This is a genomic window from Streptomyces sp. NPDC048516, from assembly GCF_043199875.1.
GTDB lineage: Bacteria > Actinomycetota > Actinomycetes > Streptomycetales > Streptomycetaceae > Streptomyces.
The window spans coordinates 729,346-742,738 of sequence record NZ_JBICWS010000002.1 but is presented as its reverse complement, the minus strand read 5'-3'; the positions used below and the strand labels follow the sequence as shown (position 1 = coordinate 742,738).

The 13,393-nt window shown below is 72.4% G+C and carries 10 protein-coding genes; 6 read left to right on the top strand and 4 right to left on the bottom strand.

Going from position 1 to position 13,393, the window contains the following annotated elements; translation table 11 throughout:
• Positions 1-74 precede the first annotated feature (74 nt).
• Complete coding sequence (locus ACGFR7_RS07165; protein WP_393314083.1) at positions 75-551, top strand: MarR family winged helix-turn-helix transcriptional regulator; 477 nt, start codon at positions 75-77, stop codon at positions 549-551.
• A gap of 60 nt (positions 552-611) precedes the next feature.
• On the opposite strand, the gene ACGFR7_RS07160 is transcribed toward ACGFR7_RS07165, so the two are convergent.
• Both ACGFR7_RS07160 and ACGFR7_RS07155 read right to left on the bottom strand, forming a co-directional pair.
• Entirely contained in the window at positions 612-2,027 is a 1,416-nt protein-coding gene (locus tag ACGFR7_RS07160; RefSeq protein WP_393314257.1) for a sensor histidine kinase, read from the bottom strand.
• A gap of 4 nt (positions 2,028-2,031) precedes the next feature.
• Entirely contained in the window at positions 2,032-2,745 is a 714-nt protein-coding gene (locus ACGFR7_RS07155) for a response regulator transcription factor (protein WP_393314081.1), read from the bottom strand.
• A gap of 110 nt (positions 2,746-2,855) precedes the next feature.
• Between ACGFR7_RS07155 and ACGFR7_RS07150 the strand changes: the two genes are divergently transcribed.
• Positions 2,856-3,572, top strand: a complete 717-nt coding sequence (locus ACGFR7_RS07150) for a PepSY domain-containing protein (RefSeq protein WP_393314079.1) — start codon at positions 2,856-2,858, stop codon at positions 3,570-3,572.
• 250 nt (positions 3,573-3,822) lie between these two features.
• Here ACGFR7_RS07150 and meaB read toward each other — a convergent pair whose 3' ends face one another.
• Both meaB and ACGFR7_RS07140 read right to left on the bottom strand, forming a co-directional pair.
• Positions 3,823-4,782 (bottom strand): methylmalonyl Co-A mutase-associated GTPase MeaB, encoded by a 960-nt coding sequence (meaB, locus tag ACGFR7_RS07145; RefSeq protein WP_393314076.1) that lies wholly within the window; start codon positions 4,780-4,782, stop codon positions 3,823-3,825.
• A gap of 72 nt (positions 4,783-4,854) precedes the next feature.
• Positions 4,855-6,030: an acetyl-CoA C-acetyltransferase gene (locus ACGFR7_RS07140; protein WP_393314254.1), complete on the bottom strand. Its 1,176-nt coding sequence runs from the start codon at positions 6,028-6,030 to the stop codon at positions 4,855-4,857.
• Between the two features lie 174 nt (positions 6,031-6,204).
• Between ACGFR7_RS07140 and mce the strand changes: the two genes are divergently transcribed.
• The 4 genes from mce to ACGFR7_RS07120 all read left to right on the top strand — a co-directional run bounded on the left by mce (position 6,205) and on the right by ACGFR7_RS07120 (position 13,393).
• Positions 6,205-6,645 carry a methylmalonyl-CoA epimerase gene (mce, locus tag ACGFR7_RS07135; RefSeq protein WP_088800090.1) on the top strand — a complete coding sequence of 147 codons (441 nt, stop codon included), beginning with the start codon at positions 6,205-6,207 and terminating at the stop codon, positions 6,643-6,645.
• Positions 6,646-6,853: 208 nt separating this feature from the next.
• A complete protein-coding gene (gene scy / locus ACGFR7_RS07130; protein ID WP_393314072.1) occupies positions 6,854-11,104 on the top strand; it encodes a polarized growth protein Scy in 4,251 nt (1,416 codons plus the stop codon).
• 113 nt (positions 11,105-11,217) lie between these two features.
• Complete coding sequence (locus ACGFR7_RS07125; RefSeq protein ID WP_393314069.1) at positions 11,218-12,156, top strand: cellulose-binding protein; 939 nt, start codon at positions 11,218-11,220, stop codon at positions 12,154-12,156.
• A gap of 193 nt (positions 12,157-12,349) precedes the next feature.
• Positions 12,350-13,393 carry an ABC transporter ATP-binding protein gene (locus tag ACGFR7_RS07120; RefSeq protein WP_393314067.1) on the top strand — a complete coding sequence of 348 codons (1,044 nt, stop codon included), beginning with the start codon at positions 12,350-12,352 and terminating at the stop codon, positions 13,391-13,393.

The following is a 13,393-nucleotide window of genomic DNA, read 5'->3' as shown; positions in this document are numbered from 1 at the left end:
CCGGCTCCGGCCGCCGACGTCACCGCCCCCACGCAATTAATTCACTATTCAACTTTTACGGGTAGAATCATTCCATGACGACCGACAGTGACACCCCCTGGCTGACCGACCAGGAGCAGTGTGCCTGGCGCACCCACCTGGACGTCAGCAGACTGCTGATGCACCAACTCGAGCGTGATCTGCAGCCGTTCGGCCTGACGAACAACGACTACGAGATCCTGGTCAACCTCTCCGAGGCAGAGGACCGACGCCTTCGGATGAGCGACCTGGCAGCCAGCACGCTGCAGTCCAAGAGCCGTCTCTCGCACCAGATCACCCGGATGGAGAACGCCGGCCTGGTGCGCCGCGAGAGCTGCGAGTCGGACCGCCGTGGCCTCTACGCCGTGCTCACCGACGAAGGCTGGGACACCATGCGCCGGGTCGCCCCGCACCATGTCGCCTCGGTCCGCAAGCACTTCATCGACCTGTTCGCCGCCGAGGACCTGCAGGCGCTCCGCACCTCCCTCCACCCCGTCGCCGAACACCTCCGCAAGGAGCGCGGCGGCCTCTGACCGGCCGGCCTCGGCCCCTTGACCGGGCCGGGGCCAGGCGGCCCGGGCAGGCCCGCCGGATCAGCCGGCCACCGGCAGCCGCAGTTCGAACACCGACCCCGTGCGCACGCCCAGCGAGCCGCCGTGCCGCACCGCCACGTCCCGCGCGATGGCCAGCCCCAGACCGGCCCCGCCGTCATCCCGCGCCCGCGCGTCATCGAGCCGTACGAACCGCTCGAAGATCCGCTCCCGCTCGCCTTCCGGCACCCCGGGCCCGTCGTCCTCGACCCGCAGCACCACCCACTCCCCCTCGCGCACCACGGCCACCCGCACGGACCCGACGGCGTGCCGCTGCGCGTTGTCGAGCAGGTTCCCCAGCACCCGCGCCAGCTGACTGCGCGACCCGGCCACTTCCGCGCCCGCCAGCTCCCCGGCGCGCACCGGGACCCGGTCCGCGACCCGCTGCGAGCTCTCCTCGCGCACCATCGCCGCCAGATCGACCCGGGCGTCCGCAGGCCGCTCCCCCGCATCCAGGCGCGCCAGCAACAGCAGATCCGCCGCCAGCCGCTGCAGCCGCACGGTGTCCTCCACCGCGCCCGGCACATCCAGCAACTCCGGATGCGCCACCCCCACTTCGAGCTGGGTCCGCAGGCTCGCGATCGGGCTGCGCAGCTCGTGCGAGGCGTCCGCGACGAACCGCCGCTGCCGCTCCACGGACGACTCCAGCGCCGCCAGCGTCTCGTTGGTCGTCCGCGCCAGCCGGCCGACCTCGTCCTGCGACGACGGCACCGGCACCCGGCGGCTCAGATCCGTACTCGCCGTGATCGCGGCCATCTCCCCGCGGATCCCCTCCACCGGCCGCAGCGCCCGCCGGGTCACCAGCCAGGTCACCCCCGCCACCACCACGAGCAGCAGCGGCAGCCCGATCAGCATGGCGTCGCGCACCGAGCCCACGGCCTCCCGCTCCGGCGCCAGCGCCGCCCCTGCCCGCACCGTCGCCTCCTCGCCACGGGTGTCCTTGGCCTCGATCCCCGCGAACCGGTAGTCGGCCGCCTTTCCGTCGACGTTCGCGGTCCCGTCCCGGTAGTCGACGTCCCGATCGACCTCACCGGGTTCGAGCCCGCTCCGGTCGTCGTCATCGTCGTCGTCCTCCCCCGGCGTACCCGGCCCGACGCTCCCGGTGCCCTGCTTCTGCTGCGCGCCGCCCACCGGTTTCCCGTCGATGGCCCGCACGTCCTCGCCGGCCGCCAGCACCCGTCCGTCGTCATCGGCGACCACCACCGGACGGTCCTCACCATCGCGCAGCTTCAGCTTGTCGTACGCCGTGCCCGTCGCGATCTGCGCGGCCACCTCCCGCGCCGCGACCTCGGCCTGCAGCCCGGCCTGGTCCTGCAGATTGCCGCGCAGCACCAGCAGCACGGCCGTCCCCGCCGCGATCAGCGCCAGGGCCACCACCACGGTCGCGCCGGCCGCCGCCCTGGAACGTACGGAGCCCAGCACCCTACTCACCCGCCACCAGCCGGTATCCGGCGCCGCGCACCGTCACGATGTGCCCGGCACCGAGCTTGCGCCGCAGTGCGCTCACATACACCTCGATGATGTTGACGTCGCCCTCGTAGGCGAAGTCCCAGACGTGCTCCAGGATCTCCGCCTTGGAGACCACCTCGCCCGCCCGCAGCGCCAGCTGCTCCAGCACCGCGAACTCCTTCGTCGTCAGCGCCACTTCTCCGCCGTCCCGCTCCACCCGCTGCGCGCCCTGGTCGATGGTCAGCGACCCCACCCGCAGCACCGGCAGCGCACTGCGGCCGTGCCGGCGCAGCAGCGCCTTCACCCGCGCCACCAGCACGACATACGAGAACGGCTTGGTCAGATAGTCGTCGGCCCCGGTGTCCAGCCCCTCGGCCTCGTCGTACTCGCCGTCCTTGGCCGTCAGCATCAGCACCGGCACGTCGTGGCCTGCGGCCCGCAGCGCCCCGCACACGCGGTAGCCGTTCATCCCCGGCAGCATGATGTCGAGCACGACCAGGTCATAGCCGTCCTCCGTCGCCCGGCGCAGCCCCTCCCGGCCGTCGTGCACCACGTCCACCGCGTACCCCTCGGCCATCAGGCCCTTGGCCAGCGACAGGGCCAGCCGCTTCTCGTCCTCCACGATCAGAAGACGGAACGGGCGGCGCGCGCCTCCGGGCGGACGGTGGCGGGTGACAGGCGGGTGCATGCGCACACCCTGCCATCCCTTTCCTGAAGCCCCCTTCAGGCACCTTCAGGTCTCCTTCAGCTTCGTTCGGCGAGTGTGTGGACACAGCCGATCGCAAGGGGAGAACACACATGAAGCGCCATCTGATCATCGCCACCGCCGCGGCCGCCGCACTCGTCGCGGGCGGTACGGTCACCGCCGTCGCGGTGGGCAACGGCGCCGGCTCGGCGAACGCCGCCTCCGGCGGGCAGCTCCCGGCCCGGACGGTCGCCCAGCACGCGGGTTCGCAGGCCTCGGGCACGGCCCAGGTGCAGGACGGCCGCTCCAGCATCCCGATGCAGGAAGACGACGCGAACGGCCAGGAGGGGATCCGCGAGGCCAAGGCCGCCAAGGTGAGCGCACCGGACGCCGCGGCCGCCGCGCTGAAGGCCGTCCCCGGCACCGTGACCGGCCTCGACCTGGACGCGGACCGCCCCGGCCTGGTCTGGGACACGGATGTGCTGGGCAAGGACGGCAAGTGGCACGAGATCACCCTCGACGCGGGCAACGCGCGGGTGCTGAACCAGCACATCGACCAGGACGATGACGACGACGCCCAGGAGCGCGCCGCCGCCAAGAACGCCGGGACCGACGCCGCGGGCGCCGCCCGTAGCGCCGCCTCGCACGGCAAGGTGACCTCCGTCGAGCTGGACGACGACCACCGGGGCAAGGCCGTCTGGGAGGTCGAGACGATCACCAAGGACGGCAAGGAGCACAAGCTCCTGGTCGACCCGCAGTCCGGCAAGCTGAGCGCCGTTCCGGCGCATGACACGGACGACGACGACAACGACGACGGCGCGGACGACTGAGACCCGCCCCGCTCACCCCGGCCCTCGCCCACCCTGTTGTGGGCGGGGGCCGTTGTCGTGGCGCCGCGGTCGTTCGAGGCTCAGCCCTGACACGCGGTCGCTGCGCGGCTGGACCACCGGCGCCTTGCCGGTGGCTGGGCCGGGCGCGTGGTCGCTTCGCTGCTCGGGCCTGGTGCGCGTTGCCCCGAAGGGGCGCGGGGAACTGCGCGACCCGCCGCAGCGCACCCGCAGACGAACGAGAGCGCCGGCCTCAGTCCCCGTTCGTCAGCCCGTCGACCAACTCGTCCGCCGCCCGATACGGATCCGTCTGACCGGAAACGATCCGCTCCGCCAACGCATCCAGGCGCCGGTCCCCCCGCAGGTCACCGATCCGCTCCCGCAGCGCCGTGACCGCGATCGTCTCGACCTCGTGCGCCGCCCGGGAGCGGCGCCGCTCGGCCAGGACGCCGCGCTCCTCCATCCAGGCCCGGTGCTTCTCCAGCGCCTCGACGACCTCGTCGACACCCTCGCCCCGCGCCGCGACCGTCTTGACGATCGGCGGCCGCCAGTCGCCGGGCACACGGGATTCGCCCAGCCCCAGCATGTGGTTGAGCTCGCGGGCCGTGGCGTCGGCGCCGTCCCGGTCCGCCTTGTTGACGACGTAGACGTCGCCGATCTCCAGGATTCCGGCCTTGGCCGCCTGGATGCCGTCGCCCATTCCGGGCGCGAGCAGCACCACGCTCGTGTCGGCCTGCGAGGCGATTTCCACCTCGGACTGGCCGACGCCGACCGTCTCGACGAGGACCACGTCGCAGCCCGCCGCGTCCAGGACCCGGATCGCCTGTGGCGCGGCCCACGCCAGGCCGCCCAGATGGCCGCGGGTGGCCATCGAACGGATGTAGACGCCGGGGTCCGAGGCGTGCTCGCTCATCCGTACCCGGTCGCCGAGCAGCGCGCCCCCGGAGAACGGCGAGGACGGGTCCACGGCAAGGACGCCGACCCGTTTGCCCGTCTTGCGGTACGCCGTCACCAGCGCCGAGGTGGTGGTGGACTTGCCGACGCCGGGCGAGCCGGTCAGCCCGACCACATAGGCGTTGCCGGTGAGCGGGGCCAGGGCCGCCATCACCTCACGCAGCTGAGGTGACGCCCCCTCCACGAGGGAGATCAGCCGGGCCACGGCCCTCGGCCGGCCCTGCCGTGCCTGCTCCACCAGCTGTGAGACGTCCACCATCGCCGCTCGGCTCCTTCGGTTCGCTGGTCCGCGAATCGGCCCGCCCGTACGCGTGCGCGTACGGGCACTCGGTTACTTACCCGGTACGCGAATGATCAGCGCGTCGCCCTGACCGCCGCCACCACAGAGCGCGGCGGCGCCCACGCCACCGCCCCGCCGGCGCAGCTCCAGCGCGAGGTGCAGCACGATGCGGGCTCCGGACATCCCGATCGGGTGACCCAGCGCAATGGCGCCGCCGTTGACATTCACCTTTTCCGGGGACACCCCGAGGTCCTTCATCGACTGCACGGCGACGGCCGCGAACGCCTCGTTGATTTCGATCAGGTCAAGATCGGAGACGGCCAGTCCGTCCTTGCCCAGCGCGTGGTTGATCGCGTTGGAGGGCTGCGACTGGAGCGAGTTGTCGGGGCCGGCGACATTGCCGTGGGCGCCGATCTCCGCGATCCATTCGAGACCGAGCTCCTCGGCCTTGGCCTTGCTCATGACGACGACGGCGGCCGCACCGTCGGAGATCTGCGAGGAGGTGCCGGCGGTGATCGTGCCGTCCTTGGCGAAGGCCGGACGGAGCTTGCCGAGCGATTCCGCGGTGGTTTCGCCCCGGATGCCCTCGTCCTTGCTGAAGACGACCGGCTCGCCCTTGCGCTGCGGGATCTCCACGGGGGTGATCTCGGCCTCGAAGAGCCCGTTCTTCTGGGCGGCGGCGGCCCGCTGGTGGGAGCGCGCGGCGACCTCGTCCTGCTCCGGTCGGGCGATGCCCAAACGGGTGTTGTGCTTCTCCGTCGACTCGCCCATCGCGATGCCTTCGTAGGCGTCGGTGAGGCCGTCGTGGGCCATCGCGTCGAGCATCTCGACGGCGCCGTACTTGAAGCCCTCACGGGACTTCGGAAGCAGGTGCGGGGCGTTGGTCATGGACTCCTGGCCACCGGCGACGATGACGTCGAACTCACCCGCGCGGATGAGCTGGTCGGCCAGCGCGATGGCGTCGAGACCGGAGAGGCAGACCTTGTTGACGGTCAGCGCGGGGACGTTCATGGGGATGCCGGCCTTCACGGCCGCCTGGCGCGCCGGGATCTGCCCCGCCCCGGCCTGGAGCACCTGGCCCATGATCACGTACTGCACCTGGTCGCCGCCGATGCCCGCCCGGTCCAGTGCCGCCTTGATGGCGACGGCGCCCAGGTCAGCGCCGGAGAAGGTCCGCAGGGATCCCAGGAGCCGCCCCATGGGGGTGCGCGCTCCCGCCACGATCACTGAGGTGCTGCCGTTCGTGCCGTTCGTTGCAGACATGCGGTGCGGCCTTCCTTTACAGGGAAGTTAACGAGGGTTACCCGTCAATGTACTGAGCGGTACGCGCCGGGTCACCGGCAAGGAGGTGTGATCGCGCGCACGTTGCGTAACCAGCCATGCGAGGGGTGCACTGGAGCCATGCTGACGCGAATCGACCACATCGGGATCGCCTGTTTCGACCTCGACAAGACTGTCGAGTTCTACCGTGCCACGTACGGCTTCGAGGTGTTCCACACCGAGGTCAACGAGGAGCAGGGAGTCCGGGAAGCCATGATCAAAATCAATGGGACGTCGGACGGCGGCGCCTCGTACCTGCAGCTCCTGGAGCCCACCCGCGAGGACTCCGCGGTGGGCAAGTGGCTTGCCAAGAACGGCGAGGGCGTCCATCACATCGCCTTCGGCACCGCGGACGTGGACGGCGACTCCGAGGCCATCCGCGGCAAGGGCGTCCGGGTCCTCTACGACGAGCCCAGGACCGGTTCGATGGGGTCCCGGATCACCTTCCTGCACCCCAAGGATTGTCACGGAGTGCTCACCGAACTCGTCACCGCGGCGCCCGCCACCTCCGAAGACCACTGACCATCACCTTCCCCGGCCGGTAGAGTGCAGCTTCGGCCGGGGTAAGGGAGTGGGGCTCGGTCCATACTCTGCCGATGATCTGACACCATTTCTTCGGAAGGGTCAGCTCCGATGGGCGCGAGTCCGGTACGACGTGACGTGTACGGGACGAGCACCGCAGGACCGGAGACGGCCGCCACCATGACCAGGGGACGGATGGGACCGCGCAGTGCGGGGCAACGACCGCTACGAGGCTGACGACCACCTCTCGCAGTTCGAGGCCGAGATGGAGCGGCTGAAGGGCGAGCGGGACAAGGCCGTCCAGCACGCCGACGACCTCGGCTACCAGGTCGAGGTGCTGCGCGCCAAGCTCCATGAGGCGCGCCGCAACCTCGCGACCCGTCCTGCCTACGACAACGTCAGTCATCAGGCCGAGCAGCTGCTGCGCAATGCGCAGATCCAGGCGGACCAACTGCGTACGGACGCCGAGCGCGAGCTGCGCGAGGCCCGGGCGCAGACCCAGCGGCTGCTGCAGGAGCAGGCCGAGCGGCAGTCCCGGCTGGAGGCCGAGCTGCACGCCGAGGCGGTCACCCGCCGCCAGCGGCTCGACGAGGAGCTCAACGAGCGCCGGCAGACCGTCGAATCGCACGTCAACGAGAACGTCGCCTGGGCCGAACAGCTGCGTGCCCGGACGGAGTCGCAGGCCCGCCGGCTGATGGAGGAGTCCCGCCGGGAGGCCGAGCAGGCGCTGTCGGCCGCCCGGGCCGAGGCCCAGCGGCTTGCCGAACGCGCCCGTGAACGGCTCGGTACCGAGGCCGAGGAGGCCCGTACCGAAGCGGAAAGCATCCTGCGCCGCGCCCGCACCGACGCCGAGCGGCTGCTGAACGCCGCCTCCAACCAGGCCCAGGAGGCCACCGATCAGGCCGAGCAGCTGCGGACCAGCGCCGGCACCGAGTCGGAGGAGGCCCGCCGGCAGGCCGCGGAGCTGACCCGTACCGCCGAGACCCGCCTCCAGGAGGCGGACAAGGCGCTGCGCGAGGCACGCGCCGAGGCCGAGAAGCTGGTCGAGGAGGCGCAGCAGAGCGCCACCAAGCGGCTGACGGCGGCCGAGTCGGACAACGAGCAGCGCACCCGTACGGCCAAGGCGGAGATCGCCCGGCTGGTCGGCGAGGCCACCAAGGACGCCGAAGCGCTCAAGGCCGAGGCCGAGCAACTGCGCGAGGACGCCCGCACGGAGGCCGACCGGCTGATCGCCGAGGCGCAGGAGGCCGCCCGGTCCCAGGCGTCGGAGGACGCCGCGGCACAGCTGGCGAAGGCCGCACGCACCGCCGAGGAGGTGCTGACCAAGGCCTCCGAGGACGCCAAGGCCACCACCAAGGCGGCCGCGGAGGAGGCCGAACGGCTGCGCAGCGAGGCCGAGGCCGAGGCGGACCGGCTGCGCGAAGAGGCGCATGACACCGCGGCCCAGCTCAAGGGCGCGGCGAAGGACGACACCAAGGAATACCGCGCCAAGACCGCCGAACTCCAGGAGGAGGCACGGCGGCTGCGCGGCGAGGCCGAGCAGCTGCGCGCGGACGCCGTCGCCGAGGGCGAGCGGATCCGCAGCGAGGCCCGCCGGGAGGCGGTCCAGCAGATCGAGGAGGCGGCCGGGTCCGCCGAGGAGCTGCTGGGCAAGGCCAAGGCCGATGCCGAGGAGACCCGTTCGGGCGCCGTCGCGGAGAGCGAGCGGGTGCGGACGGAGGCCATCGAACGCGCCACGGCGCTGCGCCGGCAGGCCGAGGAGGCGCTGGAGCGGGCCCGTTCGGAGGCCGAGGAGCTGCTGACCGAGGGCGCCCAGGCCGCGGAGATGGTGACCACCGAGGCCGAGGAGTCCGCCGCACGGCTGCGCGTGGCGGCCGAGGAGGCCGCGGAGGAGCTGCGGACCGAGGCGCAGGCCGAGCTGGACCGGCTGCACGGCGAGGCGCAGGAGAAGGTCACCGCCGCAGAGGAGTCGCTGCGCGGCGCCCGCGCGGAGGCGGAGCGGCTGCGCCGGGAGACGCAGGAGGAGGCGGCCCGCCTCAAGGCGGAGTCGGCCGAGCGGCGCCGGATGCTGACGCAGCAGGCCGAGGAGGAGGCCGAACGGCTGCGCACGGAGGCCGCGTCCGATGCCTCGACGGCACGTTCCGAGGCCGAGTCGGTGGCGACGCGGCTGCGCAGCGAGGCGTCGGCCGAGGCGGAGCGGCTGAAGGCGGAGGCGCAGGAGACCGCGGACCGGGTGCGGGCCGAGGCCGCGACGGCCGCGGAGCGCACCGGCGCGGAAGCCGCGCAGGCGCTGGCCGCGGCCCAGGAGGAGGCCGCGCGGCGGCGCCGGGAGGCCGAGCAGCTGCTGGGCGAGGCCCGCGAGGAGGCCCACCAGGAGCGGACCGCGGCGCGCGAACAGAGCGACGAGCTGCTGGCCGCTGCCCGTACGCGGGTGGGCGAGGCACAGGAGGAAGCCGAGCGGCTGGTCGAGGAAGCGGACCGGCGCGCGGGCGAGTTGGTGGCGGCGGCCGAGCAGACCGCACAGCAGGTGCGGGACGCGGTCGCGGGGCTGCACGAGCAGGCCGGTGAAGAGATCGCCGGACTGCGTTCGGCGGCCGAGCACGCCGCGGAGCGCACCAAGGCCGAGGCGCAGGACGAGGCGGACCGGGTCCGCAAGGACGCCTACGAGGAGCGGGAGCGCGCCTCGCAGGACGCCGCACGGGCCCGGCAGGAGGCCCAGGAGGCCCAGGAGGCCGCGAAGGCCCTGGCGGAGCGGGCGGTTTCCGAGGCCATCGAGGAGGCCGACGCGCTCCGTACGGAGGCGGCCGGTGTCCTGGACGCGGCGCGCCGGGACGCCGATACGGCGCGGTCCGAGGCCGCCGAGCAGGCCGACCGGCTGGTGTCGGAGGCGACCGCGCAGGCCGAGAAGCTGGTCGCGGACGCCACGGCGAAGGCCCAGCAGCTGCGCACCGACGCCTCGGACGCGCTGGCCGCGGGCGAGCAGGACGCGGCGCGGGCCCGTGCGGAGGCGCGCAACGACGCGAACCGGATGCGCTCGGACGCCGCCGAGCAGGCCGACCGCTTGGTCACCGAGGCCCGTGCGGAGGCCGAACGGATCGTCACCGAGGCGACCGAGCTGACCTCGTCGGCGCAGGACGACGCGGACCGTACGGTCCAGGAGGCCCAGCAGAACGCCGAGCGGCTGCGGGCCGAGGGCGAGCAGCAGGCGCAGTCCCTGGTGGCGGAGGCGACCGAGGCGGCCGAGCGGCTGCGGGCGGAGGCCGCCGAGGCGCTGGAGAAGGCCCGTCTCGACGCCGAGCACACCGGCGACCAGGCGCGCGAGGCGGCCAACAAGACCCGCTCGGACGCCGCAGAGCAGGCCGACCAGCTGATGTCGGAGGCCGCGACCGAGGCGGAGCGGCTGCGCGCGGACGCCGCGGAGACGACCGCGGAGGCCGAACGGGACGCGGACCGTACCCGGGCCGATGCCCGTGAGCAGGCGGACCGCATGGTCGCGACGGCCACCGCGGAGGCGGACCGGCTGCGCACGGACGCGGCCGAGACGGTCACCGCCGCCCAGGAGCACTCCAACCGCACCCGCAGCGAGTCCGCGAAGGTCAAGGAGGACGCCGAGGCGGCGGCCGAGCGGACCAGGGAGGAAGCGCAGCAGGAGGCGGACCGGCTGATCGACGAGGCGCGCAAGGACGCCGCCAAGCGCCGCGGGGACGCGGCCGAGCAGGCGGACCAGCTCGTCGCCAAGGCCCAGGAGGAGGCCCTGAAGGCCGCCACCGCCGCCGAGGAGCAGGCCGATACGATGGTCGGCGCGGCCCGCAAGGAGGCCGACCGGCTCCTGGCGGAGGCGACGTCCGACGGCAACGCCCGGGTGGAGAAGGCCCGTACGGACGCGAACACGCTGCTGGAAGAGGCCCGCGGCGACGCCACGGGCATCCGGGAGCGCGCCGAGGAGCTGCGCCAGCGGATCGAGTCCGAGGTCGAGGAGCTGCACGAGCGGGCCCGCCGGGAGTCCGCGGAGACGATGAAGAACGCCGGCGAACGGGTCGACAAGCTCATCGCGCAGGCCACCGCCCAGCAGGTGGAGGCCGAGGAGAAGGCCGACCGGATGGTGGCGGACGCCAACAGCGAGGCGAGCAAGGTCCGGATCTCGGCAGTGAAGAAGGCCGAGGGCCTGATCAAGGAGGCCGAGAACAAGAAGGCCGCGGCGGTGCGCGACGCGGAGCGGATGCGCAGCGAGGCCGAGGCGGAGGCCACCCGGATCGTGGACGAGGGCAAGCGGGAGCTGGAGGTTTTGGTGCGCCGGCGCGAGGACATCAACGCCGAAATCAGCCGCGTTCAGGACGTTCTGGAGGCGCTGGAGTCGTTCGAGGCACCCGGCGGAAACGGGGAAGGCAAAGGCGGCGGAGTGAAGGCGGCCGCGGGCGCGGGGGCAACTCGTTCGAGTGGCAAGCAGTCTGAAGGGTAGCCACTCAAATGAGGGGTCATTCTCCGGATCAAACCGGCAACGACTCGATGACACGCCGTGATGACCCCTAGGATTCTCCTTATCACCTCACCGGTCTCTTCGACAGGAACCCCATGAGCGACACTTCCTCCCCCTTCGGCTTCGAGCTCGTGCGGCGTGGGTACGACCGCGGTCAGGTGGATGACCGCATTACGAAGCTCGTCGCCGACCGCGACAGCGCGCTGGCCCGCATCACGTCGCTGGAAAAGCGGATCGAGGAGCTGCACCTCGAAACGCAGAACGCCCAGGCGCAGGTCAATGACGCCGAACCGTCTTACGCGGGCCTCGGTGCGCGCGTGGAGAAGATCCTCCGCCTCGCCGAAGAGGAGGCGAAGGATCTGCGCGAAGAGGCCCGCCGGGCCGCCGAGCAGCACCGTGAGCTGGCCGAGTCGGCCGCCCAGCAGGTCCGTAACGACGCCGAGCAGTTCGCCACCGACCGGAAGGCGAAGGCGGAGGACGAGGGCGCCCGGATCGTCGAGAAGGCCAAGGGCGAGGCGTCCACCCTGCGCGCCGAGGCGCAGAAGGACGCGCAGTCCAAGCGCGAGGAGGCGGACTCCCTCTTCGAGGAGACCCGCGCCAAGGCCGCGCAGGCCGCGGCGGACTTCGAGACCAACCTCGCCAAGCGCCGTGAGCAGTCCGAGCGCGACCTGGCCTCGCGTCAGGCCAAGGCCGAGAAGCGGCTCGCGGAGATCGAGCACCGCGCCGAGCAGCTCCGCCTGGAGGCCGAGAAGCTGCGGACGGACGCGGAGCGCCGGGCGCGCCAGACGGTGGAGACCGCGCAGCGCCAGGCCGAGGACATCGTGGCGGACGCCAACGCCAAGGCGGATCGTATCCGCAGCGAATCCGAGCGCGAGCTGGCGGCGCTGACCAACCGCCGCGACTCGATCAACGCCCAGCTGACCAACGTCCGCGAGATGCTGGCGACGCTGACCGGCGCGGCGGTGGCCGCGGCCGGCGCCCCCGGCGAGGACGAGACCGCCTCGCACGGCGTCCCCGCCCAGCAGACCCGCTGACCCGACGGACCACTGACCCGCTGCCCCTCCCCCGGCCAACGCCGGGTGGTGCCCCCGGGCAGGTTTCGCTCCGGTCCCGACCGCGCCCCCGTACCGCCTCCGTGGTGGTGCGGGGGCGCGGTGCGTACGGGGGGTCAGCCGGGCGGCCCCGCACCGGTGGCAGGGGCCACGGAGCGGGCCTAGCGTGCTGTACATGATCGAGCTTGAGGGGCTGACCAAGCATTACGGCAACACGGTCGCCGTGAACGACCTCACCTTCACGGTGCGGCCCGGTATCGTCACCGGCTTCCTCGGCCCCAACGGCGCGGGCAAGTCGACGACCATGCGGATGATGCTCGACCTGGACAACCCGACGTCGGGCACGGTCCGGATCAACGGCAGGCACTACCGCCAGTTGCAGGACCCGCTGACGTACATCGGGGCCCTGCTGGAGGCGAAGTCGGTGCACGGCGGCCGGAGCGCCACCAACCATCTGCTGTGTCTGGCGCAGAGCAACGGCATTCCCCGCAGACGGGTCGGCGAGGTGCTGGACACCGTGGGGCTGAGCCCGGTCGCCAAGAAGCGGACGAAGGGGTTCTCGCTCGGAATGAGCCAGCGGCTCGGCATCGCCGCGGCGCTGCTCGGCGATCCGCAGGTGCTGCTCTTCGACGAGCCGGTCAACGGGCTCGACCCCGAAGGCATCCACTGGATCCGCACGCTCATGCAGAACCTCGCGGCCCAGGGCCGCACCGTGTTCGTCTCCTCGCACCTGATGAGCGAGATGGCGCTGACCGCCGAGCACCTGATCGTGATCGGGCAGGGCCGACTGATGGCCGACACCTCGATGAAGGACTTCATCCACCAGAACTCCCGGTCCTACGTCCGGATGCGGTCCCCGGAGCAGGAGAAGCTGCTGGATCTGCTGCACGCCGAGGGCATGCAGGCGGTGGTGGCCGGCAACGGCTCACTGGAGGTCGACGGGGTGCCCGCGGAGCGGCTGGGCGAACTGGCCGCCGCACAACAGCTGGTGCTCCATGAGCTGAGCCCCCAGCAGGCGTCCCTGGAGGAGGCCTTCATGCAGCTGACGGCGGAGTCGGTGGAGTACCACGCGCACGGCGGCGAACCGGTGCCGGCGCAGGCCGGCGGGTGGTCGCCGGCGGCACGGCCCCCGGCAGAGCCGCAGACGGCCGGGGCACGGCCGGGCGAACCGCAGCCGACCGGCTGGGGCACAAACTGGCAGAAGAAGAAGAGGAGCTGA

Excerpts from the sequence above, each read along its gene's own strand:
- ACGFR7_RS07120 (WP_393314067.1), top strand. The coding sequence starts at position 12,350 with ATGATCGAGCTTGAGGGGCTGACCAAGCATTACGGCAACACGGTCGCC.
- mce (WP_088800090.1), top strand. The coding sequence starts at position 6,205 with ATGCTGACGCGAATCGACCACATCGGGATCGCCTGTTTCGACCTCGAC.
- ACGFR7_RS07155 (WP_393314081.1), bottom strand. The coding sequence starts at position 2,745 with ATGCACCCGCCTGTCACCCGCCACCGTCCGCCCGGAGGCGCGCGCCGC.
- ACGFR7_RS07125 (WP_393314069.1), top strand. The coding sequence starts at position 11,218 with ATGAGCGACACTTCCTCCCCCTTCGGCTTCGAGCTCGTGCGGCGTGGG.
- meaB (WP_393314076.1), bottom strand. The coding sequence starts at position 4,782 with ATGGTGGACGTCTCACAGCTGGTGGAGCAGGCACGGCAGGGCCGGCCG.
- ACGFR7_RS07165 (WP_393314083.1), top strand. The coding sequence starts at position 75 with ATGACGACCGACAGTGACACCCCCTGGCTGACCGACCAGGAGCAGTGT.
- ACGFR7_RS07150 (WP_393314079.1), top strand. The coding sequence starts at position 2,856 with ATGAAGCGCCATCTGATCATCGCCACCGCCGCGGCCGCCGCACTCGTC.